The organism is Brevundimonas sp. NPDC055812 (assembly GCF_053616535.1).
The window spans coordinates 45,742-68,942 of the sequence record NZ_JBSHDX010000005.1 but is presented as its reverse complement, the minus strand read 5'-3'; the positions used below and the strand labels follow the sequence as shown (position 1 = coordinate 68,942).

The window sequence follows — 23,201 nt, the reverse complement described above, 5'->3', positions numbered from 1 at the left end:
GTCGGTCGGCGTCCACGAGGTCGATGCTGACTTGAACCCTCGGCCGCCGCCAGGGACCCGACCGCGTCCAGCAGCCGGGCGTCGATCATCTCAGTGCTGGCTTTCCGGCAGGCGCACGATCAGGCCGTCCAGGTCGTCGGTGACGCGGATCTGGCAGGACAGGCGGCTGTTCGGCTCGACGTTCTCGGCGAAGTCCAGCATGGACTCCTCCATGGCCGAGGCGCGGCCCGTCTCGGCGGCGAAGTTCTCGTCGACATAGACATGGCAGGTGGCGCAGGCGCAGGCGCCGCCGCAATCGGCGTCGATGCCCGGTACATTGTTGCGGATCGCGCCTTCCATGACGGACAGGCCTTTCTTGACCTCGACCGTGTGCTCGGTTCCGTCGTGTTCAATGTAGGTGATCTTGGGCATGGAAGCGGTCTTAACTCTGGATGCAGGCTTGGCAAGCCTTGCTACGCGACGGCCAAGGAAAACCCCCGGAACCAAGCGGTTCCGGGGGCCCTTCTTTTCGTCCTGATCGGTTGGATCAGGCGGCCGTCTTCTTGCGCGACGGCGAGACCATCAGCTTCTTGGTCTCGGCGATCGCCTTGGCCGGGTTCAGCCCCTTGGGGCAGACCTGGGCGCAGTTCATGATCGTGTGGCAGCGATACAGCTTGAACGGGTCTTCAAGGTCGTCGAGACGCTTCTGGGTGGCGTCGTCGCGGCTGTCGGCGATCCAGCGGTAGGACTGCAGCAGGGCCGCCGGGCCGAGATATTCTTCCTGGTTCCACCAGTAGCTCGGGCACGAGGTCGAGCAGCAGGCGCACAGGATGCACTCGTACAGGCCGTCCAGCTTTTCGCGGTCTTCCGGTGACTGCAGGCGCTCCTTCTCCGGGTCCGGCAGGTCGGACTGGAGGTAGGGCTGGATGGAGTCGTACTGGGCGTAGAACAGCGACAGGTCCGTCACCAGGTCCTTGACCACCGGCTGGTGCGGCAGGGGGGCGATGGTGATGTTGTGCGACGAGCACTCGGCCCAGCCCTTGGTGCAGGCCAGGGCGTTGCGGCCGTCGATGTTCATCGAGCACGAGCCGCAGATGCCTTCGCGGCACGAGCGACGGAACGACAGGGTGGGGTCGATCTCGTTCTTGATGTGGAGCAGGGCGTCCAGAAGCATCGGGCCGTGATCGTCGGTCGAGACCTCATAGACGTCCCAGCGCGGATCGGCGTCCACTTCGGGGTCATAGCGATAGACCTTGTAGGTCTTGACGTTCTGCGCGCCGGCCGGGGCCTTGTGCACCTTGCCGGTGGTCGGCTTGGAGCCGCGCGGGAGGTTGAGCTGAACCATCTGCAATCCTCCTTAGTACACCCGAGCCCGGGGCTCGATGTAGGAGACCTCGTCGGTCATCGTGTATTTGTGCACCGGGCGGTAATCGATCTGGACGCCTTCGCCCGGACGCTTCCACGCCAGGGTGTGCTTCATCCAGTTCTCGTCGTCGCGGTCGGGGAAGTCCTCGCGGGCGTGGGCGCCGCGCGATTCCGTGCGGTTGAGCGCGCCTTCGATAGTGACCAGGGCCTGCGAGATCAGGTTGTCGTATTCCAGCGTCTCGACCAGGTCGGTGTTCCAGATCAGGCCGCGATCCGTGGTCTTGATGTCGGCGCCGGCGGCCTCGATCGAGCGCAGCTTCTGCACGCCCTCTTCAAGGGTCTTGCCGGTGCGGAACACGGCGGCGTCAGCCTGCATGGCGCGCTGCATGTCCAGACGCAGGTGCGCCGTGGGCGTCGAACCCGAGGCGTTGCGGAAGCGGTCCAGGCGGGCGATGTGTTCGTCGGTCTGGGCCTTGGAAGCCGACGGGACGGCCGAGTTCTTGTCCACGACCTCGCCGCAGCGCAGGCCGACGGCGCGGCCGAACACCACCAGGTCGGTCAGGGAGTTGGAGCCCAGACGGTTGGCGCCGTGCACCGAGACGCAGCCCGCCTCGCCCACGGCCATCAGGCCCGGCACCACGCTGTCGGGGTTGCCGTCGCGCAGGGTCAGGACCTCGCCGTGATAGTTCGTCGGGATGCCGCCCATGTTGTAGTGGACGGTCGGAATGACTGGGATCGGCTCCTTGGTCACATCGACGCCGGCGAAGATCTTGGCGCTTTCCGAGATGCCCGGCAGGCGCGCGTGCAGCACGGCCGGATCGAGGTGATCCAGGTGCAGGAAGATGTGGTCCTTGTTCGGACCCACGCCGCGGCCTTCGCGGATTTCGATGGTCATGGAGCGCGAGACCATGTCGCGCGGAGCCAGATCCTTCACGGTCGGCGCATAGCGCTCCATGAAGCGCTCGCCTTCGGAGTTGGTCAGGTAGCCGCCTTCACCGCGGGCGCCTTCAGTGATCAGGCAGCCGGCGCCGTAGATGCCGGTCGGGTGGAACTGCACGAACTCCATGTCCTGCAGCGGCAGGCCGGCGCGCAGCACCATGGCGTTGCCGTCGCCGGTGCAGGTGTGGGCCGAGGTGGCCGAGAAATAGGCGCGGCCGTAACCGCCGGTGGCCAGCACCACCATCTTGGCGCGGAACTGGTGAAGTTGGCCGGTGTCGAGCTGCAGCGCGGTGACGCCCGTGCAGGCGCCGTCCTGCATGATCAGGTCCAGGGCGAAATATTCGACGAAGAACTTCACCTCGCGACGGACCGACTGGCCGTACAGGGTGTGCAGGATAGCGTGGCCGGTGCGGTCGGCGGCGGCGCAGGTGCGCTGCACCGGGCCTTCGCCGAAATTGCGGGTCATGCCGCCGAAGGCGCGCTGATAGATCTTGCCTTCATCGGTGCGGCTGAAGGGCACGCCCCAGTGTTCCAGCTCATAGACGGCCTGCGGCGCGTTGCGCACCAGGTATTCGATGGCGTCTTGGTCGCCCAGCCAGTCCGACCCCTTGACGGTGTCGTACATGTGCCACTGCCAGGAGTCCTCGCCCATGTTGCCTAGCGAGGCGGAGATGCCGCCTTGCGCCGCCACGGTGTGGGAGCGGGTCGGGAAGACCTTGGTGACGCAGGCGACCTTCAGGCCCTGCTGGGCGGCGCCGAGGGCGGCGCGCAGGCCCGAACCGCCGGCGCCGACGACGACGACGTCGTATTCGTGATCGATAAGCTCGTATGCAGCCATGGCGGGGTCAGACTCCGGCCGGCAGCGGGGCCGAGCCCAGCGCCAGACGCACGATGAAGAAGACGCTGGCGGCCGCCAGCACGAGGAAGACCAGGTTCGAGACCAGAACCAGTCCAGAGCGGGAAGAGGCGGGGACGTAGTCCTCGATGATCACCTTCCAGGCCAGGCTGGCGAACAGGCAGAAGACCACCGCCGTCACGGCCAGAAGGCCGGCGTTCAGCGTGCTGCCGAACCAGGCGATGACCGCGCCGTAGTCGGCGCCGGCCAGGGTGAAGCCCGACGACAGGACCCACAGGCCCAGCGGCATCAGGGCCAGAAGGGCCAGCTTCTCGAGTTTCCATTCCCCGGCGCCGTGACGCTCGGAGATTTTCACATTGTTCTTGAACTTCGGCGCGGCGCTCACAGCGAAACCTTTCCAGCAGCGAACAGCACGACCCAGAACAGGACGGCCAGGACGATCGGGCCCCAGACGGCGATCTGCGCCAGCAGATTGGCCGACTTGATGGTCAGCCCACGACCGGTGTCGTTGATCAGGTGGCGCGCGCCGTTCAGCAGGAAGGAGAACAGCACCCAGGTCAGGCCGAACCAGATGAACAGGCCGAACGGCGAGCCCGAGAAGGCGGCGACCGAGGCGAAGGCGTCCGGGCCGGAAGCCGTGGCGGCGACCCAGCCCAGCAGCAGGATCGCGCCCACGCTGGCCGCGCCGATGGTGACGCGGAACAGGATCGACGCGACCATGGTCATGTGCCAGCGCCAGATATCGGTGAAGGGCGACATCGGTGCGACGTGCCCGTTGGGGTGACGGACGTAGCGGCCCGTCCGGTCGCCAGTTTCGCCCGCAGCCGTGGGAGTGTTCGACATGCGAATGATTCTCAAAAAACCCGAGGAATTTCAGGGCCGGATTGCAGTGCAACAGGCTTTAGTGACGCAGACGGGGGGGTGTCAACGAAGGGGGCCGATTCCGACGAAAGTCGGCCCTCCGTCCTTGAGTCAAAAGGCCGCGATGTGCGCCAGGGCGGGATCGCGCGTTTCGGTTGTGCAAGGAACCGCCCCAGTACGCCCCCAGACGGGGTCCGGCCACAGGGGGTCGTCGCGCCGACGGCCGACGACATGGATATGAAGCTGGGCTGTGACATTGCCCAGGGCGGCGACGTTCAGCTTGTCGACGGGAGCCTCGCGCAGGGCGCCCAGTTCGCGCACCAGGGCGCCGGCGCGGACGATCTCCTCGCTCAGAAGGGCGCGCTGCTCGGGCGACAGGTCTTCCAGCTCGACCGCGCCGGGGACGCGGGGCAGCAGGATCAGCCAGGGAAAGCGGGCGTCGTCCTGGAACCGCACCTGGCACAGGGGCCAGTCGGCGGCGAAGACGGAGGCGGCCTCGAAGGCGGGATCGGCGGTGAAGCTCATGCGGCGTCCTGATCGGCGAGAAGGCGCAGGCGATAGGCGTTCATCGCCGTGTCGGCCAGACGCTGGGTCAGGCGCCAGTTGACCACGGCCCCAATCGGCGCGCCGACCAGGGGCAGCAGCTGGGCCAGCTTCGCCACGTCGATGTAGTCGCGGTACTCCAGCTGGAACTTGCGCCAGTCGAAGGCCTTCAGGGCGTCGGGATCATTCGGCGCGCGCATGGCGGCCTCCAGCGCAGCCAGGGCCTCGGGGCGATGCCGGGCGCTGGAGAAGGCCAGCTGGAAGATGCGCAGGACGATCACCCGCTCCTTCAGGTCGCGGCCGGAATAGCCGTACAGGGCGGCGATCTCGAACAGCATCTTGACCTTGATCGCCATCAGGGCGGGAAAGTCCGCCGCCGCCATCAGGAAGCCCCCGGCGCCCGCCACCCCGCCCTCGACGCTGGCGGTGGTGCGATACAGCTCGACGCGCGTGCGAACCCTGGCCTCGCGCTCCTGCAGGGCGCCTTCGGTCAGGGGGCGGGCGGTGGTCCACTCCGATCCGGCCAGCAGGCCGCGCGTCATCTGCTGCACGGCGCCGGTCACGATCTCGTGCACGCGCTCGGGAATGACGCGGTTGATGCGGTCCTGGGTCGCGCGGGTGGTCTTGTCCCACAGGCCGGGCCGTTTCAGCTGGCGGTCGCGCCAGGCCAGGGCCTCGGCCAGGGCGCGCGCCTCATAGGCGGCGTCCGTCATCGGGGGAGCGTCCGTGGGTTTGGCCATGGCCGCAGCCTCGCAGGCCCCGACGAAAGGCGCAACGCGGAACGCTTGCCGCGATCCGCCGACAGGTCTAGACCGCCGTTCCAGCGACTACCGTTTCGCACACGCAATATCGACTGGAGAGACCTGAATGGCTCGCGCGAAGATCGCCCTCATCGGCGCCGGAATGATCGGCGGAACCCTGGCCCACGTGGCCGCGCGCGAAGCGCTGGGCGACGTCATCCTGTTCGACATCGCCGAAGGCACCCCCCAGGGCAAGGCTCTGGACATCGCCGAAGCCTCGGCCGTCTTCGGTCAGGACGTGGCCCTGAAGGGCGCCAACGACTACGCCGACATCGCGGGCGCCGACGTCTGCATCGTCACCGCCGGCGTGCCGCGCAAGCCGGGCATGAGCCGCGACGACCTGATCGGCATCAACCTCAAAGTCATGAAGGCCGTCGGCGAGGGCATCAAGCAGCACGCCCCCAACGCCTTCGTCATCTGCATCACCAACCCGCTCGACGCCATGGTCTGGGCCCTGCAGAAATTCTCGGGCCTGCCCAAGGAGAAGGTCATCGGCATGGCCGGCGTGCTGGACTCGGCCCGCTTCGCCTACTTCCTGGCTGAAAAGACCGGCGTGTCGGTGCAGGACATCCACGCCTGGACCCTGGGCGGTCACGGCGACGACATGGTGCCGATGGTGCGCCACTCGACCGTCGGCGGCCTGCCGCTGCCGGACGCGGTCGCCGCGGGCTTCCTGTCGCAGGCCGATCTGGACGCCATCGTCGAGCGCACCCGCAAGGGCGGCGGCGAGATCGTGGCCCTGCTGAAGACCGGCTCGGCCTTCTACGCCCCGGCTGAGAGCGCGATTGCGATGGCCAAGTCCTACCTGCTGGACCAGAAGCGCGTCCTGCCGTGCGCCGTGTGGCTGTCGGGCGAATACGGCCTGTCGGACCTCTACGTCGGCGTCCCGGCCCTGATCGGCGCCGCCGGTGTCGAGAAGGTCATCGAGTTCACCACCAACGACGATGAAAAGGCGATGTTCGCCAAGTCGGTCGCCTCGGTCCAGGGCCTGATTCAGGCCTGTAAGGACATTGAACCCTCGCTGGCCTAAGGCCAGCGGGCGCTAACGCGCGGCTCGCGGAGCTGCGCTGCTTGAGCGCTCAGGCGTCTAAAATTGGAAAGGGCCGCATCTTCGGGTGCGGCCCTTTTTCGTGGCGTCTCTCTCTTTCGCCGTCATCCTCGGGCTTGACCCGAGGATAGAGCGGTCAGCGGGCGGGAGGGCGCCGGGACAGACGCGGGCCCTCCCGAGGATGACGGAGGGTGGGGCGGCGCTACGGCTGGGATGACCTTGTGGGTGGAAAGGCTCAGGCCGCCTCGGCTTCCTCGCGCTGCTCCAGCCAGGCTTCGCTCTGCATCTCGTTGAAGCGCGACACCGTCCGCTCGAACTCGAAGGCGCCGACGCCCTCGGTGTAGAGCGCCTCGGGCGCGGCCTCAGCCAGGACGACCAGGCGGGTCTTCGCCTCGTAAAGCGCGTCGACCAGCGTCACAAGGCGGCGCGCCTCGTGGTGGTTGGCCGGGCTGAGCAGGGGCACGTCGGCCAGGAACAGGGTGTGGAAGCGCCGCGCGACGGCGAGATAGTCCTGCGGTCCCAGCGGACGGCCGCACAGCTCGTTGAAGGTCGCGCGCGCCATGGCGCCGACCGTGCGCTCCAGCTTCACCTCACGGCCCAGCACCGGCAGGGCGATGGGCTCCTCCGGCTCGCCGCCCTTGAGGTCGGACCACAGGGTCTCGAAGCCCTGCCGCGCCTCGGCGTCCAGCGGCGAAAACCAGACCCTGGCCCCGGCCATGCGGTCCAGGCGGAAGTCCCGGGCGCCCGCCGTCTCGACCACGTCGCAACGTTGGCGGATGATGTCGATGAAGGGCAGGAAGAGCTGGCGGTTGATGCCGTTCTTGTAGAGGTCTTCGGGCGCGCGGTTCGAGGTGACGGCCAGCACCACCTTCTTTTCGAACAGGGCCTCGAACAGTCGACCCAGGATCATGGCGTCGGCGATGTCCGTCACCTGCAGCTCGTCGAAGCACAGCAGACGCGCCTCAGAGGCGATCAGGGCGGCGATCGGCGGGATGGGATCGTCCCCCTTGGCGGTTCCGAACACGGCCTTGCGGCTGCGCGGGGTTCCGTCGCGCCACTGTTTCACCAGGTCGTGGATACGCGCCATGAAGGCGTGGAAGTGGGCGCGGACCTTCCTCTGCTCGGGCGTCGAGGAATAGAAGAGGTCCATCAGCATGGACTTGCCGCGTCCGGGCGGGCCCCAGATGTAGATGCCGCGCACGGCGGGCTGGGCGCCGAACAGGCCCTTTTTGGCCAGATCGGTCTCAAGCCGCTCAAGCGCGCCGATCAGGGCGGCCTGGGCCGGTTCGGGCGTGATCACGCCCTCTTCCACGCGGATGTCGTAGGCGTTGCGGATGCGGGAGGTCATGGCCAGCAGATAGCTCCCCGATGGGGCCGGGGGAAGGCGTTCGCGGATTCCGGCGCCGAATTGGAGGATTCTGGTTGCTTCGCGGCTGCGAAGGACCCAAATGCAGAAGCGTTTCTCCCAAACGCCCCCGAACAAAGGATGATTTCATCATGGGCTATCGCGTCGCCGTCGTAGGCGCCACAGGCAATGTCGGCCGGGAAATCCTGGCCATCCTCGAGGAAGTGAACTTCCCCGTCGAGAAAATGCACGCGATCGCCTCTCGAAAATCCAAAGGCGTCGAGGTCTCCTTCGGCGACAGCACCATCAAGTGCGAGGACATCGAGCAGTTCGACTTCTCGAGCGTCGACCTGGTGCTGATGAGCGCCGGCGGCGGGGTGTCGCGCGAATGGTCCGAGAAGATCGGCAAGGCCGGTCCGATCGTCATCGACAACTCCTCGGCCTTCCGCATGGACCCGGACGTGCCGCTGATCGTGCCGGAGGTGAACCCGGACGCCGCCAAGCTGGCGACCAGGAAGAACATCGTCGCCAACCCCAATTGCTCGACCGCCCAGCTGGTGGTGGCGCTGAAGCCGCTGCATGACGCGGCCAAGATCAAGCGCGTCGTCGTCTCGACCTATCAGTCCGTCTCGGGCGCCGGGAAGGAAGGCATGGACGAGCTGTGGAACCAGACCAAGGCCATCTACGGCCTGGGCGACGCCACGCCGAAGAAATTCCCCAAGCAGATCGCCTTCAACGTCATCCCCTACATCGGCGCCTTCAACGAGGACGGCTACACCGACGAAGAAGCCAAGATGTGGGACGAGACGCACAAGATGATCGACCCGTCGATCAAGCTGACCGTCACCTGCGTGCGCGTGCCGGTCTTCGTCGGCCACTCCGAAGCCGTGACGGTCGAGTTCGATCGCCCTATCGCCCCGGACGAGGCGCGCGAAATCCTGCGCGAGGCGCCGGGGATCCTGGTCGTCGATAAGCAGGAACACGACGGCTACATCACCCCGGTCGACGCCGCGGGCGAGCACGCCGTCTATGTCAGCCGCATCCGCAAGGACCCGACGGTCGAGCACGGTCTGTCCTTCTGGGTGGTGTCGGACAACCTGCGCAAGGGCGCGGCCCTGAACGCCGTGCAGATCGCCCAGCTGCTGGACGAGACCGGCGTCATCTCGCCCAAGAGCGGCTATCGCACTTTGACTGTGTAAGAAGAGGTCCCTCACGCCTCGCGCGCGGCGCGCGGCTGCTTGAGGGGCGTCATATGTGTTGAACCTCCGCCGCGTCGGCGATGCGGGCGGGGGTCGAAAGGTACCAGAGTGAGCGCCTCCCCTGCTCCCGCCTCCGAAGCCCGCGCCGCCCTGGCGGCGGGCGTGTTCTGCTACCTGATCTGGGGGTTCGTGCCCCTGGTGTTCCAGCAGATGGGCCATCAGGGGGCGGACGCCTGGGAGATCATGGGGCACCGGGCCGTCTGGGGCTTGGTCTGGGCCGCGCTGCTGGTCATGCTGTCGCGCCAGTGGACGCAGGTCATGGCCGTGCTGCGCCAGCCCAGGGTGCTGGGCTGGCTGGCCCTGTCCGCGGTGTTGATCGCGGGGAACTGGACCACCTACATCATCGCCGTGAACGACGGGCGGACCCTCGACGCCTCGCTCGGCTACTACCTCAATCCGCTGCTTAACATGGCGGCGGGGGCGTGGCTGTTCCGTGAGAAGATCGACTGGGCCGGAAAGATCGCCATGGCGCTGGCGGCGGTCGGAGTGCTGCTGCAGACCATAGCCCTCGGACACGCGCCCTGGGTCTCGATCATCCTGGCCCTGACCTTTGCGGCCTACGGCATCATCAGGAAGCGCGTCTCGGTCGACGCCCAGACGGGGCTGTTCCTGGAGTGTCTGCTGCTGGCCCTGCCGGGCCTGATCTGGCTGATCCACATCGAAAGCACGGGCGCGGGCCATTTCACCGCCTCGTCCTCGGCGACGCTGTGGCTGTTGTTCGCCGGACCGGCCACGGTCATTCCCCTGGCTCTGTTCGCCTGGGCGGCGCGGCGGATGCCCCTGTCGAGCATGGGCTTTCTGCAGTTCCTGGCGCCGACCATCGTCTTCATCATCGGCGCCTTGCAGGGCGAGGCCCTGGGGCCGCTGCGCATCGCCTCCTTCGTCTTCATCTGGGTCGCCGTGGCCGTCTTCGCCGTCGGCGCCGTGCTCAAGGTGCGTCGCGCGGCGCATACGGCCGAGACCATCGTCGCGCCCGAACCAGGCCTGCTGGACGATCCCGCCGAGGATCGAATGGACGCCATCGGCGAGAAACCTTCGACTTCGCGTTGAGGTCGAAGGCCGTCCCGTCCTAAAGAGAAGGCGATGATGATCCGCTCCCGCCTGCTCTCCGCCCTCGCCGTATCCGCCTTGATCGCGGGGGGGACCTCGGCCTGCGCTCAAAGCAGCAGCGTCATGGGCGGCGGCGATGAAGTGATCCGCACCGCGCGCGTGGGCGCCTCGCGAGACGCCGCCCCGGCTCCCGTCGAGGGCGCGCCGGCGCCCGTCGCCGCGCCGCCGACCACGGCCGAAACCTTTGATGCGGTCAGCGACGCCCTGGACGCCGCCGCCGCCGCCTGGACCTCGGGTCAGGTGGACGCGGTCATGGCCACCTATGTCCACGACGAGCCGTTGCTGGTCTTCCTGGGCGACACGCCCCTGAAGGGGCCGGACAGCGTGCGCGCGGCCCTGGACGCCCGCGCCGCCGAGCCCGGCGGCCTGGGCGCCCTGTCCTATGAGTGGTTCGAAACCCTGCAGTTCGACGTCAATACGGCGGTGGTCTCGGGGCGGGCGGTGATGACGCGCGACGGCAAGACCCATCGCGGCCTGTTCACCCGCATTCTGCGTCGCACGGCCGACGGCTGGCTGATCGTCCACGATCAGCTGGCCTGGGGACCGGAAGCCTAAAGCGCCTCGTAAAGCGCGTCGATCAACCTCAAGGCGCGCGGATCGCCGATCAGGTGCGGCGACTGGCGCGTCATGACGTAGGCGGCCGAGACGCCCGCCGCCTGATCCGCGAAGACCATCGACCCGCCCCAGCCGCAGTGGCCGACCGCCTCGGGATTGGGGCCGAAGATGTTCTGGCCCTGATTGCGGGTGAAGCCCGCCGCCCAGCTCATGTCGAAGGGCAGCACCCGGTCCGGTCCGTGGATGCGCTCGCGCGTGGCCTGGGCCAGGGTCTCTTCCGACAGCACGGCCAGGTGGTCCAGAGTCCCGCCGGTGGCGACGATGGACATGATTCGCGCCAGATCCTTGGCCGTGGCGTGCAGATTGGCCGACGGAATCTCCGCCATCCGCCATTCAGCCGAGCCGCGCCCGCCGGGGGCCGAGCCGCGATCCAGGAAGGCGGCCTTCTTGATCGCGTCGATGGGGCCGAGGTCCGGAGCGGCGGCGGGCTTGCGCAGTTGAGCCACGCGGTCATGTTCGGCCTCGGGCAGGCCGATCCACAGGTCCAGATCGAACGGCTGGGCGAAGTCTTCGCGCAGGGCCGTTCCCATCGTCCGCCCGTCGACGAGGCGGAACAGTTCGCCCGCCAGATAGCCGATGGTGATGGGGTGATAGCCGGACGCCGTCCCCGGCTCCCACAGCGGCGTCTGGGCCGCCAGCTTGTCCAGCACCGCCTGACGGTCGAACCAGATCTCGGGCTCGGCCCCGCCGTCGAAGCCCGGCAGGCCGGACTGGTGGCTCATCAACTGGCCGACGGTCAGTTGATCCTTGCCCGCGGCGCCGAAGGCGGGCCAGTGGTCGCAGACCCGGTCCTCATAGGACAACAGTCCCTTGTCCACGCAGCGCGCGATCATCAGGGCCATCACCGCCTTGCCGGTCGAGAAGACCGGGACCAGCGTATCCTCGGCGAACGGCTTGGTCCCCGCCAGATCAGCTGACCCGGCCCACAGGTCCGCGACCACCTCGCCGTCGATGGTCACGCTGAAACGCGCGGCCAGCTCGTTCAGCCCTTCAGGCGCGTCGGTGAAGTTGGCGGCGAAGGCGTCCTTCACCGCATTGAAACGCGGCGGGCAGACGCCGTGGAGTTCGGGGAGGCTGGTCATGGATGCGGTCTAGCGCCTTGACGGCTTCACGTCACTTGCGGCCGATTACTGGCGCGCCGACGCCGAGGCGTTGCGCGCGCCTTCGAACTCGTCGCCCGGCTTCCATGCGGGCCAGTCGCGCGAATTGGCCAGGTCGCGGCCGACTTCATACAGCAGCTGAACGTCGGCGGCGGCGGCGTCCATTTTCCACTCCGGCGTCCATTCGTCTGTCGGCTGATGATAGCGGTTGGCGACATAGTCCCGGCTGGCTTCGTTGTGGCCGGTGAAGCCCGCGGCGGCGAACAGGGCGGGCACGCCCTTCCTCGCCAGCGGGAAGTGGTCCGAGCGATAGAAGGCCCCCGCGTGCGGCGCAGGGTCGGGGATCAGGCGACGACCCTCGCGCGCGGCCAGCACCGCCAGCCGGTCGTCCAGATCGTTCTTGCCCGCGCCGATGACGACGATGTTCGGATCGATCTCGGTCCCCGGCAGGAGGCTGTCCATATTGATGTTGGCGACGGTCGTCTCCAGCGGCCAGACCGGATTGGCGGCATAGTATTCGGCGCCCAGCAGGCCCGTCTCTTCCGCCGCCCAGCTGATGAAGACGGTCGAGCGTTCGGGGCGCGGCCCCTCTGCGAACAGGCGGGCGATCTCCATGACGCCGGCGACGCCCGTCGCATTGTCGACGGCGCCGTTATAGATGTCGTCGCCGTTCTTGGGCGTGGCGCGGCCATAGGCGTCCCAGTGGGCGCCGAACATCACCGTCTCGTTCGGGTATTTGGTTCCGGGCAGGCGGCCGATGACGTTGCGCGTCTCGACCCGGTCGGCCTTCTGGCCGAAGTCGATGGACATGGTCACGCCGTCCAGCGCCACGGGCTGGAAGTCGGGCGTGCGCGCCTGATCCTTCAGGGCGGCAAAGTCGAGGCCTGCGTCCCGGAACAACTGTTCGGCTACAGCGCCCTGAATCCAGCCCTGCGCCGCGACGCGCTCCTTGTTCGGGTCGGCGCGGACGATGTCGAACTTGGGCGCGGTCGAGGAATTCTCCAGCGTCGACCAGGGATAGCCCGCGCCCGGCGTATCGTGGATGACCAGGACGCCCGCCGCGCCGTGCGCCGCCGCCACCTGGAACTTATAGGTCCAGCGGCCATAGAAGGTCATGGCCTGACCGTCGAACTTGCCGTTGACGGGATGGCCTTCGGGCGCGGCGAAGTCGGGGTCGTTGACCAGCACCAGCATGATTTTGCCGGTCAGGTCGACGCCCTTGTAGTCGTCCCACCCACGCTCGGGCGCGTCGACGCCATAGCCGACGAAGACCAGAGGCGCGTCGGTCAGGGTGACTTGCTCCACCGGCCGGTCGGATGAGACGATGACGTCCTTGGCGCGCTGCAGTTCGGTCGTGCGGCCCTGGGAAGAGACGCTGATGGCGGCGGGGCCGTCCTGGCTGGTGCGGCTGACCTGGGCCACCTGCACCCACGATCCGTTCGGGCCGCCGGGTTCGAGACCGAGCGCCTGGAACTGCTGCGACAACCATTCAATAGTGCGGTCTTCGCCGGGCGTGACCGGGGCGCGACCTTCGAACTCATCGGACGCCAGCACGCGGGTGGCTTCGTTCAGTCGGGCCGGGTCGATGCGACCGGTCTGGGCGAGCGCAGAGGTCGAACACATCAGGGCGGCGATCAGGCCGACGGCGGCGGAACGGGCGAGGGTCATGGGCAAGCTCGGCGTTTGGACGATTTGCGCCACGCTGCCCCCTGAGACCGCGGCTGTCGACCCCGAAAGGCCTCAGCGCCCGTCCAGCCAGACGCGTACGCCCTCAGCCGCGACGACGCCCGAGGCGAAGGCGGCCTGCAGCAGATAGCCGCCGGTCGGCGCCTCCCAGTCCAGCATTTCGCCTGCTGCAAAGACGCCGGGCCGCGCCTTCAGCATCAGATGTTCGTCCACGGCGTCCAGCGCCACGCCACCGGCCGAGGAGATGGCGCGGCTCAGGCCCTGCACGCCAGTCAGGGTCAGGGCGACGCCCTTGATCCGGGCGGCCAGTTCGGCGGGTTCTGCGGACAGGGGGCCGCCTTCGCGCAACAGGGCCACGGCGGCGGCGTCCAGTCGCGCCGCCTTGCGCAGCCCGTTCGATAGACTGTCCTTGCCGCGTGGTTTCGACAGGCGCTGGGTCAGGGCCTCGACGCTCAGGTCGGGCCGCAGGTCGAGCGTCAGCGCGGTCGATTCGTTGTGCTCCACCGCTTCGCGCAGATCGGCAGACAGGGCGTAGATTCCGCCGCCCTCGATCCCATAGGCGGCGATCATGGCTTCGCCGCGCACGGTGCGGTCGCCGTGCGTCAGGGAGACCCCTTTCAGCGGCGTTCCGGCGAAACGGTCGCGGAAGATCGGCGACCACGCGACATCAAAGCCGACATTAGAGGGGCGGAAGGGGGCGACGGCGGCGCCCGCCTCTTCTAGCGCCGGAACCCATGCGGCGTCCGAGCCCAGCTTGGCCCAGCTGGCGCCGCCGAGGGCCAGGATCACGGCGTCCGGGCGCTCGATCCGCTGGCCGTCGGGCGTATCGAACGTCAGGTCGCCGTCACGCCAGCCGGTCCAGCGCGAGCGGGTGCGAATCTCGACGCCCAGCCTTTCCAGCCGCGCCAGCCAGGCGCGCAGCAGGGGCGAGGCCTTCATCGCCTTGGGGAACACCCGTCCGGATGAACCGACGAAGGTCGGCTGGCCCAGCCTCTCGACCCATGCGATCAGATCGGCGGACGAAAAGGCGTCCAGCCATCCCTTGATGCGCGCCTGAGCGGCGGCGTCATAGCGGTTCAGGAACGGCTGGAACGGCTCCGAATGGGTCAGGTTCAGCCCGCCGCGCCCGGCCATCAGGAATTTACGCGCGACCGAGGGCATCCGCTCATGCACGACGACGCGCAGGCCCGCCTGAGCCAGACGTTCGGCGGCCATCAGCCCGGCGGGACCGGCGCCGATTACGGCGACTGTGGAGGGGGAGCGCGTCATCGACGCCTTCCTAGCCGGAATGACCGCCGCGGCCTATGCTGGCGGACATGAGCGTCGCCTTTACACGGGAAGAAGATCTGGAAGCCACGGCGGCGGACCTGCCGGACCGGCCGATCTCGCCCCATCCCAACCTCGTCACGCCGCAGGGCCTGGCCCAGATCGAGGCCGAGCTGGCGGCTGCGCGCGCGGCCTATACGGCGGCTCAGGCGGCGGGCTCCATCGAGGCTGACCGCACCGCCATGGCGCGGGCGACGCGCGACCTGCGCTACTGGTCGGCGCGGCGGGGCACGGCCCAGCTGGTCGAGGCGCCGCCGGACGGCAAGGTGCGCTTCGGCGACACGGTGACGATCGAGCGCGAGGACGGGCGCACTCAGTCCTGGCGCATCGTCGGCGAGGACGAGGCCGACCCGACCCAAGGCAGCGTCAGCCACGTCTCGCCCCTGGCCCGCGCCCTGATGGGCAGGCGCGAGGGGGATGAGGCGACGGTCGCGGGCCAGTCGGTCGAGATCGTCGCCATCAAGGAAGGCTGAGAAGCGTGAAGGCTGGGGGGCGGCTTCAGTAGCCGCCCGCGCCCTTCTCCTTCGCCACCGGCTGGAAGTCGCGCACGAAGCGCTCCAGCAGGCGCACGCTGTAGCCCGCCGAACCGGCCGGCTTGACGTCGTTGGCGGCGCCGAAGGCCATATTGGCGATGTCCAGGTGCGCCCAGGGCGTCTCCGGCCGCGCGAAATAGCCGATGAAGTGAGCGCCGGTGCCCGCGCCGGCGCCGCCCTCGCCCGAGTTCTTGATGTCGGCGATGGTCGAAGAGGTCGCCCGCACATAGTTGGGATGCAACGGCAGACGCCACAGGGTTTCGCCGGTGGCGTCTCCAGCGGCCTTCAACTGATCGGACAGGGCGTCGTGGCGGCTGAACAGGCCCGCATAGTCGCCGCCCAACGCGCCGCCGACCGCGCCGGTCAGGGTCGCCACGTCGACGATGGCGGCCGGGTTCAGCGTCGTGTCGGCCCAGACCACGGCGTCGGCAAGAACCAGACGGCCTTCGGCGTCGGTCGAGATGATCTCGATGGTCTTGCCGTTCATGGCGGTCAGGACGTCGGCCGGGCGGATGCCGCCGCCGTCGGGCATGTTCTCGGCCAGGGCGGCGACGGCGACCACGTCCACCGGCGCGCCGCCCTTGGCCAGGGCCAGGACCGCGCCGACGACGCTGGCGGCGCCGGACATGTCCATCTTCATATTGCCCATGCCCGAGCCGGGCTTCAGCGAGAGGCCGCCCGAATCGAAGGTGATGCCCTTGCCCAGCAGGGCGATCGGACCGTCGGTCGCAGCGCCCTGTCCGCGATAACGCACGACCAGAAGGCGCGGCGGGCGGCTGGAGCCTTGGCCGACGCCCAGCAGGGCGCCCATGCCCAGGCGCTGCATGGCTGGCACGTCCAGTTCGGTGATCTCGACCCCCGGCACGCCGGCGAAGGCGGCGCGGGCGCGCTCGACGAAGCTTTCGGGATAGACGACGTTGGCCGGCTCGTTGGACACGTCGCGGGTCCAGGCCATGGCTTCGACCAGGGCCGCGCCGCGACGATAGTGCGCCTGGGCGTTCGCGGCGTCATCGGCCACAACGGTCAGGGCGCCGGGCGCCGCGCGGTCGCGACCGGTGGTGACATACAGGTCCGAGCGGTAGTGGCCGATGCCCAAGCCAGTCGCCAGTTCAGAGGCCATATCCGCCGACAGGCCCGAGGTCAGGGCGGTCAGGGTGCCCGGCTGGCTGTTCAGCACGCGGCCCGCGACGATCCCGGCGGTCTGGACGTCTGCGGCCTTGGGCGCTTCGCCCAGACCGACGATCAGGATGCGGTCCCAGCCGCCGACGCCGTGCAGGCTCAGGGTCTGGCGCGCCTTGTAGTCGAAACGTGCGGCGCTCAGGGCTGCGGCGATCGCCTGACGCGTTCCGGCGTCCAGAGCTGCGCCGCGCGCGGCCAGATCAGCTTCCGAGCCCAGCGGCAAGACGAGGGAGCCCGATGGCGAAGCGGCGGCGGCGAAGGTCACGGCGCGCGCCTGTGCGGGCGCAGCGCGCGCGGGCCAGTCGGCGTGCTCGGCGGTCGGCGCCGCGCGGCGCGCTTGGGCCTCAGCCGGAACGGCGACGCTCAGACCGGCGGCGGCGATCAACGCGGCGGCGGCGAAGGACGGAATACGGGTGGTGCGGCGCATCGATCAGGGCCCCCTCTGTGACGATGAAGGCGCCTTTATGGGCGGTCGTATCGCGCCGGGGCAACTGTTCCGCCGGCTGAAGGGAACCGGGCGCGACGCCTTGTCGCGCTTGTCGCGCGCTTGGGGTCGCGCCCGGCGGAACGGCGGCCGTCAGCAGGCCGCCCGACGCGGGGGCGCCGGGCAGGGTCGGGCCCTGAGGCGGACTTCGCCGGTCTCTCGGCGTGAAAGGCGGCGCGCGTCGAGCAGGGCGCCGATCCAGCCCCACGCGGGTTCCTTATGAGTGCGGTAGATGTGGTCCATGACTTCGTCCTCCTTTCTGAGAAGGTCAGGATGGCGCATGGTGCGCCGGGTCACAAACGAGACGATGACGCCGATTCATAAGGCTGACTTATGTCCGATCCCCTTTCCCGTATTCCGGTCGACGCCCTTCGCGTGTTCGAGGCGGCGGCGCGCCTGCTCAGCTTCACTCGCGCAGCTGAGGCTCTCGGCATGAGCCAGGCGGCGGTCAGCTGGCGCATCCGCGACCTGGAGCAACGGCTCGAGCGGCCCCTGTTCACGCGCGGCACGCGGCAGGTGGCCCTGACGCCCGAGGGCGAGCGACTGGCTACGGCCGCGACCGAGGCGATGACCTTGCTGAGGCGGGCGGTGGCCGAGGTGGTTGAGGCGGACCAGGGCGTATTGGCCGTCACGACGCTGCAGACCATGGCGACCCAATGGCTGGCGACGCGGCTGGGCGCGTTCCAGTTGGCCAATCCCGACCTGGCCGTGCGGGTCGACACCAGTTCCATACTGTCCAATCTGGGCGCGGACGGGCTGGACGTGGCCTTGCGCTTCGGCTCGGGCCGGTGGCCGGGGCTGGAAAGCCGCTTTCTGATGCCGGCCGTCTTCACGCCGGTCTGCACTCCGGCCCTGAGCGACCGGCTGGAGCTGAAGTCGCCTGCCGATCTGAAGCGCGCCCATCTGATCGGAGAGCCCCGCGAATGGGCCGCTTGGTTCGCCGCCGCCGCCGTGGCGCCCGCTGACGCCGGAGCGCCGCCCAGGCTGACCGCCGACAATCAGGCGATGGAGGTGGCGGCGGCTTTGGGCGATCAGGGCGTGGCCCTGGGCTCGCCCATCCTTTACGGCCGCGAGCTGGAGCGCGGCTTGCTGGTCCGGCCGTTCCATCAGACCGTCGCCCTGGCCGAGGGTTATTGGCTCTGTTACCCGTCGGGCCGACGCCTGGTCCCCAAGATCGCCCGCTTCCGTGACTGGATTCTGGACACGGCCCGCGCCGACCCGGCGGTGGTCGAAGGCGCGCGGCTGGCGGGACGCGAGGTGGGTGAGGCGGGAACCTAGCGCCAAAAAGAAAGGGCGGGACCTTTCGATCCCGCCCCTCCGTCGTCTGAGCTTTGAGTTGCCGGACTTCCTTAGAAGTCCATGCCGCCCATACCGCCCATGCCGCCCATGTCGGGCGCGCCGCCGGCCGAAGCCTTCTTCGGCGCGTCGGCGATGGCGGCTTCGGTCGTGATCATGATGCCCGCGACCGAACCGGCCGAGGCCAGAGCCGAACGGACGACCTTGGCCGGGTCGATGACGCCCATTTCCACCAGGTCGCCATACTGTTCCGTCTGGGCGTTGAAGCCGAACTCGGCCTTGGCCGACTCCAGCACCTTGCCGACCACGATCGAGCCTTCGACGCCCGAGTTTTCCGAGATCTGACGGATCGGAGCCTGCAGGGCGCGGCGGACGATGTTGACGCCGGCGTTCTGATCGGCGTTGTCGCCTTTCAGACCGTCCAGCACCTTGGAGGCCTTCAGCAGGGCCACGCCGCCGCCCGGGACGATGCCTTCATCGGCAGCGGCGCGGGTTGCGTTCAGGGCGTCGTCGACGCGGTCCTTCTTTTCCTTCACTTCGACTTCGGTCGAGCCGCCGACGCGCAGGACGGCGACGCCGCCGGCCAGCTTGGCCAGACGTTCCTGCAGCTTCTCGCGGTCGTAGTCCGAGGTGGTGTCCTCGATCTGGCGCTTGATCTGGCCGACGCGGGCCTCGATGCCGTCCTTCTCGCCCGAACCTTCGACGATGGTGGTGTCGTCCTTGGTGATCTGGACCTTCTTGGCCTTGCCCAGCATGTCGAGCGTGACCGTTTCCAGCTTGATGCCGAGGTCTTCAGAGATGACCTGGCCGCCGGTCAGGATGGCGATGTCTTCCAGCATGGCCTTGCGGCGATCGCCGAAGCCCGGAGCCTTGACGGCGGCGACGCGCAGGCCGCCGCGCAGCTTGTTGACGACCAGGGTCGCCAGGGCTTCGCCTTCGATGTCCTCGGCGATGATCAGCAGGGGACGGCCCGACTGAACCACGGCTTCCAGCACCGGCAGCATGGGCTGGAGCGAGGTCAGCTTCTTCTCGTGGAGCAGGATGAGCGGTTCTTCGAGGGAGACCTCCATCTTGTCCGGGTTGGTGATGAAGTAGGGCGACAGGTAGCCGCGGTCGAACTGCATCCCTTCGACGATGTCGACGGTGGTTTCGGCGGTCTTGGCTTCTTCGACGGTGATGACGCCTTCGTTGCCGACCTTGGCCATGGCCTGGGCGATCAGGTCGCCGATTTCAGCGTCGCCGTTGGCCGAGATGGTGCCGACCTGGGCGATTTCCGAGTTGTTGGAGACCGGCTTGGAGTTCGACTTGATCTCTTCCAGCACCGCTTCGACAGCCTTGTCGATGCCGCGCTTCAGGTCCATCGGGTTCATGCCGGCGGCCACGGCCTTCAGGCCTTCCTGAACGATGGCCTGGGCCAGGACGGTGGCGGTGGTGGTGCCGTCGCCCGCCTTGTCGTTCGCCTTGGAAGCGACTTCGCGGATCATCTGGGCGCCCATGTTCTCGAAGGCGTCTTCCAGCTCGATTTCCTTGGCCACCGAGACGCCGTCCTTGGTCGAGCGCGGGGCGCCGAAGGACTTCTGGATCACGACGTTGCGGCCCTTCGGACCCAGGGTCACCTTGACGGCGTCAGCCAGGACGTTGACGCCCTTCAGCATCTTGTCGCGAGCGTCGGTGTTGAACTTTACGATTTTAGCGGCCATGCGGGCTGCTCCTATCTATAAGATTTTACGTTAGAATTCCGGAAACCCAGGACGCGTCTTACGACAGCACGCCCAGGACGTCGGATTCCTTCATGATGATCAGGTCTTCACCGTCGATCTTCACTTCGCTGCCCGACCACTTGCCGAACAGGACGCGGTCGCCGGCCTTCAGTTCCAGGGCGACGAACTTGCCGTCTTCGTCACGGACGCCGGGGCCCACGGCGACGACTTCGCCTTCCTGGGGCTTTTCCTTGGCCGTATCGGGGATGATGATCCCGCCCTTGGTCTTGGATTCTTCTTCAACGCGCTTGACCAGCACGCGGTCGCCGAGCGGACGAAACGCCATCTGAGTAACTCCCGTTAGGATGTTGGTTCCAGCCCTCGGAGCCCACGACTTTGGCAGTCGCCCTCCCCGAGTGCTAACGACCGGGGAGTTAGGCAGGGGGGCGGGGGGCGTCAAGGGCGAGGCGGACTGAAATTCGGCGCCTTGATGAAGCGAAAATGAACGGGCGCCCCCGGGGTCGTTCAGACAGGCTTCGCTAAAGAGGGGACAACGGATCAACCGGCTTTCGAAAGGAGCCCGCCATGAAGACCCTGTTCAAGATCGGCGCGGGCGCTATCGCCCCTGCTCTGGTTGTGACGATGCTGGCCACGACTCCGGCCGCGGCCCAGAACTATCGCGACCGCGATCGCGACAATACCGGCCGTGACGCCGTCCTTGGCGCTGTTGTCGGCGGCGTGGCCGGCGCCCTGATCGGCCAGGGCGACGGACGTTATGTCGCGGGCGGCGCCCTGGCGGGTGCGGCCCTCGGCGCGGCCTCGTCCTCGAGCAACGACGACTGCAGCTATTACCGCGGCGGTCGCTGCTACCGGAACCAGGGCCACTGGGAGCGCGAACACGGCATCAACAGCCGCGACGGCTATTACAACGGCCGTTACGAGCGCAACAACGGCCGCTATTACCGCGACGGTCGTTACTGGCGGAACCACGGCGAGTGGCGCAGCTATCAGAACCGCCGCGATCGCGACTACCGCTATGACCGTCGCTGGTAGGCGAACGGCGAGATGAAGAAAGGCCCGGTTTCGCGACCGGGCCTTTTTCATGGAGGATTCAGTCGGATTGAGCTTTGCGCGCCTTGCCGATGAGGCCCAGGTGAGTGACCTCGAAGGCTTGCGGAGACTTCAGGCCATAGCCGAGCGCACGATCGAAGCCGATATGCGCCAGCCAGATCAGGCTGAGCGCGATCGCCGACGGCGCGGAGATCAGCAAGCCCGCGCCGGCCAGCAGCAGCGGACCGATCAGGCTGTGCGCCAGATTATAGCTCCAGGCCCCGACGCGCGGCCCGGCCAGGTAGCCGGCGAAGGATAGGTCCGGCGCCAGGAAGAGAATGGCGAACAACCCCCAACCTCCGCCCTCCTGGCCGAAACGCCCATAGGCCAGGGCGGAGAGGGCGAGCAGGGCCAGACCCTCGAGCCTCTGCCAGGCGGGGGCGACGACGGTCACGCCGTCAATCGTCGCAGCAGGTCGGCTGTCGAAGGGTCGAGGTTAGAGGAAGGCGCGCCGGCTTGGGCGTCCTTGAGCACGGCCTTGGCCAGGGCCTTGCCGAGCTCCACCCCCCATTGATCGAAACTGTTGATGTCCCACAGGGCGCCTTCGACGAAGGTCTTGTGCTCATAAAGGGCGATCAGGGCCCCGAGGGAACGGGGCGTCAGCGCTTCCATCAGGATGGCCGTCGACGGGCGGTCGCCGGGGAAGGTCTTGTGCGGCGCCAGACGGTCGGCCTCGGCCTCGGATGCGCCCGAGGCGAGCAGTTCGGCGCGAGCCTGGCCCTCGGTCTTGCCCTGCATCAGGGCCTGGGCCTGGGCCAGGGCGTTGGCCCAAAGCGGCGTCGAAGACGCGTCCTCGCAGGTGCGGCCGACGATGACGAAGTCGAGGGGAACGACCTGCGGTCCCTGATGCAACTGCTGGAAGAAGGCGTGCTGGCCGTTGGAGCCGGGTTCGCCGAAAACGACGGGACAGGTCTGGCGACCGACGGGCGAGCCGTCGCGGCGCACCCGCTTGCCGTTCGACTCCATCTCCAACTGCTGCAGGAAGGCGGGCAGGCGACGCAGGGCGTGGGCGTAGGGCGCGACGCTGCGCGCCGGGCGGTTCAGGCCGTCCACATTGTAGATGTCGGCCAGCGCCATGAGCACCGGCCCGTTCCTCTCCAGCGGCGCCTCGAGGAAATGCCGGTCCAGTGCGGCGGCGCCGCCGAGGAATTCCTGGAACGCCTCCCAGCCCAGGCCGATGACGCAGGACAGGCTGACCGCCGACCACAGGGAATAGCGGCCGCCGACCCAGTCCCTGAAGGCGAAGGTGCGGCCGCATCCGAAGGCCGTCGCCTTGTCCGGCGCGGCGGTCACGCCGATGAAATGTCTGGCCATCCCCTCGGCGGGCAGGGCGGCGGCCAGCCACGCCTTGGCGGCCTCGGCGTTGGTCAGGGTTTCCTGGGTGGTGAAGGTCTTGGAGACGACGACGATCAGGGTCGTCTCGGGCTCCAGTCCGATCAGGGCCTCGGCCATGTCGCGCGGATCGATGTTGGCGACGAAGCGCAGGTCGATGGCCGGATCAAGCGGGCGCAGGGCGTCCCAGATCAGTCGAGGACCCAGATCGGAGCCGCCGATGCCGATATGGAGCACCGTCCGGATGGCGCGCCCGGTCGCGCCTGTCTCATTTCCGGACCGCACCGCTTCGGCATAGGTCTTCATTTCGGCGCGAACGGCCTCGACCTCGGCCGAGACCGGCTCGCCCAGGGCTTGGAAGTCCGCGCCGTTCGCCGCGCGCAAGGCCGGGTGCAGCACTGCACGGCCCTCGGTCAGATTGACGGCCTCGCCGTTGAACAGGGCCGTGCGGCGGCCCTCCACGTCGCAGGCGCGCGCCAGGGCCAGGGCTGCGTCCAGGCCGGCGCGGGTCCAGCTTTGCTTCGACAGGTCGATATGCAGGCCGGCCGCCTCCAGCGTCAGCCGCGCCAGACGATCCGGGTCGGCGGCGAACTGATCCTGGATGCGGGCGCCGGCGTCCCGGCGGGCGGCGGCTTCGAGTTCGGCCCAGGCGGCGGCGTGCGGCATCATCGTCTCCCCATGGCGGTTCGGTGCGGTTGGCCCGACGCTTGCAGGCTCTGGTGTACGGCTCAGGCC

The 23,201-nt window shown here is 68.2% G+C and carries 23 protein-coding genes; 7 read left to right on the top strand and 16 right to left on the bottom strand.

The window, feature by feature from the left end; translation table 11 throughout:
- Positions 1-90: 90 nt before the first annotated feature.
- From ACWGL1_RS09845 to ACWGL1_RS09815, 7 genes are all read right to left on the bottom strand, one after another.
- A complete protein-coding gene (locus tag ACWGL1_RS09845) occupies positions 91-411 on the bottom strand; it encodes a 2Fe-2S iron-sulfur cluster-binding protein (RefSeq protein WP_291780606.1) in 321 nt (106 codons plus the stop codon).
- A gap of 115 nt (positions 412-526) precedes the next feature.
- A complete protein-coding gene (locus ACWGL1_RS09840) occupies positions 527-1,324 on the bottom strand; it encodes a succinate dehydrogenase iron-sulfur subunit (RefSeq protein ID WP_291780609.1) in 798 nt (265 codons plus the stop codon).
- A gap of 12 nt (positions 1,325-1,336) precedes the next feature.
- Positions 1,337-3,121, bottom strand: coding sequence for a succinate dehydrogenase flavoprotein subunit (gene sdhA / locus ACWGL1_RS09835; protein WP_338577429.1), 1,785 nt, complete (start codon positions 3,119-3,121; stop codon positions 1,337-1,339).
- A 7-nt stretch (positions 3,122-3,128) separates the two neighbouring features.
- The gene (locus ACWGL1_RS09830; RefSeq protein WP_291780615.1) at positions 3,129-3,524 is read right to left on the bottom strand and encodes a succinate dehydrogenase, hydrophobic membrane anchor protein; all 396 of its coding nucleotides are present in this window, start codon (positions 3,522-3,524) and stop codon (positions 3,129-3,131) included.
- A complete protein-coding gene (gene sdhC / locus ACWGL1_RS09825) occupies positions 3,521-3,982 on the bottom strand; it encodes a succinate dehydrogenase, cytochrome b556 subunit (protein ID WP_409450055.1) in 462 nt (153 codons plus the stop codon). Before sdhC ends, ACWGL1_RS09830 begins: the two co-directional genes overlap by 4 nt.
- A gap of 129 nt (positions 3,983-4,111) precedes the next feature.
- On the bottom strand, positions 4,112-4,525 hold the full coding sequence (locus tag ACWGL1_RS09820; protein WP_452111889.1) for an HIT domain-containing protein: 414 nt from the start codon (positions 4,523-4,525) through the stop codon (positions 4,112-4,114).
- Complete coding sequence (locus ACWGL1_RS09815) at positions 4,522-5,283, bottom strand: EcsC family protein (RefSeq protein WP_452111888.1); 762 nt, start codon at positions 5,281-5,283, stop codon at positions 4,522-4,524. The genes ACWGL1_RS09820 and ACWGL1_RS09815 overlap by 4 nt, the downstream gene beginning before the upstream one ends.
- A 127-nt stretch (positions 5,284-5,410) precedes the next feature.
- Here ACWGL1_RS09815 and mdh point away from each other — a divergent pair, with 127 nt between their 5' ends.
- Positions 5,411-6,373: a malate dehydrogenase gene (mdh, locus tag ACWGL1_RS09810; protein ID WP_087141327.1), complete on the top strand. Its 963-nt coding sequence runs from the start codon at positions 5,411-5,413 to the stop codon at positions 6,371-6,373.
- A 253-nt stretch (positions 6,374-6,626) separates the two neighbouring features.
- Here the strand turns inward: mdh and zapE are convergent, their stop codons facing one another.
- Positions 6,627-7,739: a cell division protein ZapE gene (gene zapE / locus ACWGL1_RS09805; protein WP_452111887.1), complete on the bottom strand. Its 1,113-nt coding sequence runs from the start codon at positions 7,737-7,739 to the stop codon at positions 6,627-6,629.
- 149 nt (positions 7,740-7,888) lie between these two features.
- Between zapE and ACWGL1_RS09800 the strand changes: the two genes are divergently transcribed.
- The 3 genes from ACWGL1_RS09800 to ACWGL1_RS09790 all read left to right on the top strand — a co-directional run bounded on the left by ACWGL1_RS09800 (position 7,889) and on the right by ACWGL1_RS09790 (position 10,660).
- Positions 7,889-8,935: an aspartate-semialdehyde dehydrogenase gene (locus tag ACWGL1_RS09800; protein ID WP_452111886.1), complete on the top strand. Its 1,047-nt coding sequence runs from the start codon at positions 7,889-7,891 to the stop codon at positions 8,933-8,935.
- 108 nt (positions 8,936-9,043) lie between these two features.
- Positions 9,044-10,045 (top strand): EamA family transporter RarD, encoded by a 1,002-nt coding sequence (gene rarD, locus ACWGL1_RS09795; RefSeq protein WP_452111885.1) that lies wholly within the window; start codon positions 9,044-9,046, stop codon positions 10,043-10,045.
- A 33-nt stretch (positions 10,046-10,078) separates the two neighbouring features.
- On the top strand, positions 10,079-10,660 hold the full coding sequence (locus tag ACWGL1_RS09790) for a YybH family protein (protein WP_452111884.1): 582 nt from the start codon (positions 10,079-10,081) through the stop codon (positions 10,658-10,660).
- On the opposite strand, the gene ACWGL1_RS09785 is transcribed toward ACWGL1_RS09790, so the two are convergent.
- The 3 genes from ACWGL1_RS09785 to ACWGL1_RS09775 form a co-directional block, all read right to left on the bottom strand.
- The gene (locus tag ACWGL1_RS09785) at positions 10,657-11,802 is read right to left on the bottom strand and encodes a serine hydrolase domain-containing protein (RefSeq protein WP_452111883.1); all 1,146 of its coding nucleotides are present in this window, start codon (positions 11,800-11,802) and stop codon (positions 10,657-10,659) included. The genes ACWGL1_RS09790 and ACWGL1_RS09785 overlap by 4 nt on opposite strands.
- A gap of 45 nt (positions 11,803-11,847) precedes the next feature.
- A complete protein-coding gene (locus tag ACWGL1_RS09780; protein ID WP_452111882.1) occupies positions 11,848-13,488 on the bottom strand; it encodes a M28 family metallopeptidase in 1,641 nt (546 codons plus the stop codon).
- A gap of 72 nt (positions 13,489-13,560) precedes the next feature.
- Positions 13,561-14,775 carry an NAD(P)/FAD-dependent oxidoreductase gene (locus tag ACWGL1_RS09775; protein ID WP_452111881.1) on the bottom strand — a complete coding sequence of 405 codons (1,215 nt, stop codon included), beginning with the start codon at positions 14,773-14,775 and terminating at the stop codon, positions 13,561-13,563.
- 47 nt (positions 14,776-14,822) lie between these two features.
- On the opposite strand from ACWGL1_RS09775, the gene greA reads away from it, so the two are divergent.
- Entirely contained in the window at positions 14,823-15,305 is a 483-nt protein-coding gene (greA, locus tag ACWGL1_RS09770; RefSeq protein WP_291780642.1) for a transcription elongation factor GreA, read from the top strand.
- Between the two features lie 25 nt (positions 15,306-15,330).
- On the opposite strand, the gene ACWGL1_RS09765 is transcribed toward greA, so the two are convergent.
- On the bottom strand, positions 15,331-16,971 hold the full coding sequence (locus tag ACWGL1_RS09765; protein WP_452111880.1) for a leucyl aminopeptidase: 1,641 nt from the start codon (positions 16,969-16,971) through the stop codon (positions 15,331-15,333).
- A gap of 390 nt (positions 16,972-17,361) precedes the next feature.
- Between ACWGL1_RS09765 and ACWGL1_RS09760 the strand changes: the two genes are divergently transcribed.
- The gene (locus tag ACWGL1_RS09760; RefSeq protein ID WP_452111879.1) at positions 17,362-18,306 is read left to right on the top strand and encodes a LysR substrate-binding domain-containing protein; all 945 of its coding nucleotides are present in this window, start codon (positions 17,362-17,364) and stop codon (positions 18,304-18,306) included.
- A gap of 71 nt (positions 18,307-18,377) precedes the next feature.
- Here the strand turns inward: ACWGL1_RS09760 and groL are convergent, their stop codons facing one another.
- Both groL and groES read right to left on the bottom strand, forming a co-directional pair.
- The gene (gene groL, locus ACWGL1_RS09755; RefSeq protein ID WP_291780652.1) at positions 18,378-20,024 is read right to left on the bottom strand and encodes a chaperonin GroEL; all 1,647 of its coding nucleotides are present in this window, start codon (positions 20,022-20,024) and stop codon (positions 18,378-18,380) included.
- Positions 20,025-20,082: 58 nt separating this feature from the next.
- Positions 20,083-20,370 carry a co-chaperone GroES gene (gene groES, locus ACWGL1_RS09750; protein ID WP_003166488.1) on the bottom strand — a complete coding sequence of 96 codons (288 nt, stop codon included), beginning with the start codon at positions 20,368-20,370 and terminating at the stop codon, positions 20,083-20,085.
- Positions 20,371-20,609: 239 nt separating this feature from the next.
- Between groES and ACWGL1_RS09745 the strand changes: the two genes are divergently transcribed.
- Positions 20,610-21,077 carry a hypothetical protein gene (locus ACWGL1_RS09745; RefSeq protein WP_291780661.1) on the top strand — a complete coding sequence of 156 codons (468 nt, stop codon included), beginning with the start codon at positions 20,610-20,612 and terminating at the stop codon, positions 21,075-21,077.
- Positions 21,078-21,135: 58 nt separating this feature from the next.
- Here ACWGL1_RS09745 and ACWGL1_RS09740 read toward each other — a convergent pair whose 3' ends face one another.
- Both ACWGL1_RS09740 and pgi read right to left on the bottom strand, forming a co-directional pair.
- Positions 21,136-21,528, bottom strand: a complete 393-nt coding sequence (locus tag ACWGL1_RS09740) for a DUF4260 domain-containing protein (protein WP_452111878.1) — start codon at positions 21,526-21,528, stop codon at positions 21,136-21,138.
- The gene (gene pgi, locus ACWGL1_RS09735) at positions 21,525-23,135 is read right to left on the bottom strand and encodes a glucose-6-phosphate isomerase (protein WP_452111877.1); all 1,611 of its coding nucleotides are present in this window, start codon (positions 23,133-23,135) and stop codon (positions 21,525-21,527) included. Before pgi ends, ACWGL1_RS09740 begins: the two co-directional genes overlap by 4 nt.
- Between the last annotated feature and the right edge of the window lie 66 nt (positions 23,136-23,201).

Bases quoted from the DNA above. Each gene is read 5' to 3' on its own strand.
- ACWGL1_RS09780 (WP_452111882.1), bottom strand. From the start codon at position 13,488: ATGACCCTCGCCCGTTCCGCCGCCGTCGGCCTGATCGCCGCCCTGATG.
- ACWGL1_RS09840 (WP_291780609.1), bottom strand. From the start codon at position 1,324: ATGGTTCAGCTCAACCTCCCGCGCGGCTCCAAGCCGACCACCGGCAAG.
- ACWGL1_RS09790 (WP_452111884.1), top strand. From the start codon at position 10,079: ATGATGATCCGCTCCCGCCTGCTCTCCGCCCTCGCCGTATCCGCCTTG.
- ACWGL1_RS09845 (WP_291780606.1), bottom strand. From the start codon at position 411: ATGCCCAAGATCACCTACATTGAACACGACGGAACCGAGCACACGGTC.
- greA (WP_291780642.1), top strand. From the start codon at position 14,823: ATGAGCGTCGCCTTTACACGGGAAGAAGATCTGGAAGCCACGGCGGCG.
- sdhC (WP_409450055.1), bottom strand. From the start codon at position 3,982: ATGTCGAACACTCCCACGGCTGCGGGCGAAACTGGCGACCGGACGGGC.
- ACWGL1_RS09765 (WP_452111880.1), bottom strand. From the start codon at position 16,971: ATGCGCCGCACCACCCGTATTCCGTCCTTCGCCGCCGCCGCGTTGATC.
- pgi (WP_452111877.1), bottom strand. From the start codon at position 23,135: ATGATGCCGCACGCCGCCGCCTGGGCCGAACTCGAAGCCGCCGCCCGC.
- ACWGL1_RS09745 (WP_291780661.1), top strand. From the start codon at position 20,610: ATGAAGACCCTGTTCAAGATCGGCGCGGGCGCTATCGCCCCTGCTCTG.
- groL (WP_291780652.1), bottom strand. From the start codon at position 20,024: ATGGCCGCTAAAATCGTAAAGTTCAACACCGACGCTCGCGACAAGATG.
- ACWGL1_RS09820 (WP_452111889.1), bottom strand. From the start codon at position 4,525: ATGAGCTTCACCGCCGATCCCGCCTTCGAGGCCGCCTCCGTCTTCGCC.
- ACWGL1_RS09785 (WP_452111883.1), bottom strand. From the start codon at position 11,802: ATGACCAGCCTCCCCGAACTCCACGGCGTCTGCCCGCCGCGTTTCAAT.
- groES (WP_003166488.1), bottom strand. From the start codon at position 20,370: ATGGCGTTTCGTCCGCTCGGCGACCGCGTGCTGGTCAAGCGCGTTGAA.
- ACWGL1_RS09800 (WP_452111886.1), top strand. From the start codon at position 7,889: ATGGGCTATCGCGTCGCCGTCGTAGGCGCCACAGGCAATGTCGGCCGG.
- zapE (WP_452111887.1), bottom strand. From the start codon at position 7,739: ATGACCTCCCGCATCCGCAACGCCTACGACATCCGCGTGGAAGAGGGC.
- ACWGL1_RS09815 (WP_452111888.1), bottom strand. From the start codon at position 5,283: ATGGCCAAACCCACGGACGCTCCCCCGATGACGGACGCCGCCTATGAG.
- mdh (WP_087141327.1), top strand. From the start codon at position 5,411: ATGGCTCGCGCGAAGATCGCCCTCATCGGCGCCGGAATGATCGGCGGA.
- ACWGL1_RS09775 (WP_452111881.1), bottom strand. From the start codon at position 14,775: ATGACGCGCTCCCCCTCCACAGTCGCCGTAATCGGCGCCGGTCCCGCC.
- ACWGL1_RS09760 (WP_452111879.1), top strand. From the start codon at position 17,362: ATGTCCGATCCCCTTTCCCGTATTCCGGTCGACGCCCTTCGCGTGTTC.
- sdhA (WP_338577429.1), bottom strand. From the start codon at position 3,121: ATGGCTGCATACGAGCTTATCGATCACGAATACGACGTCGTCGTCGTC.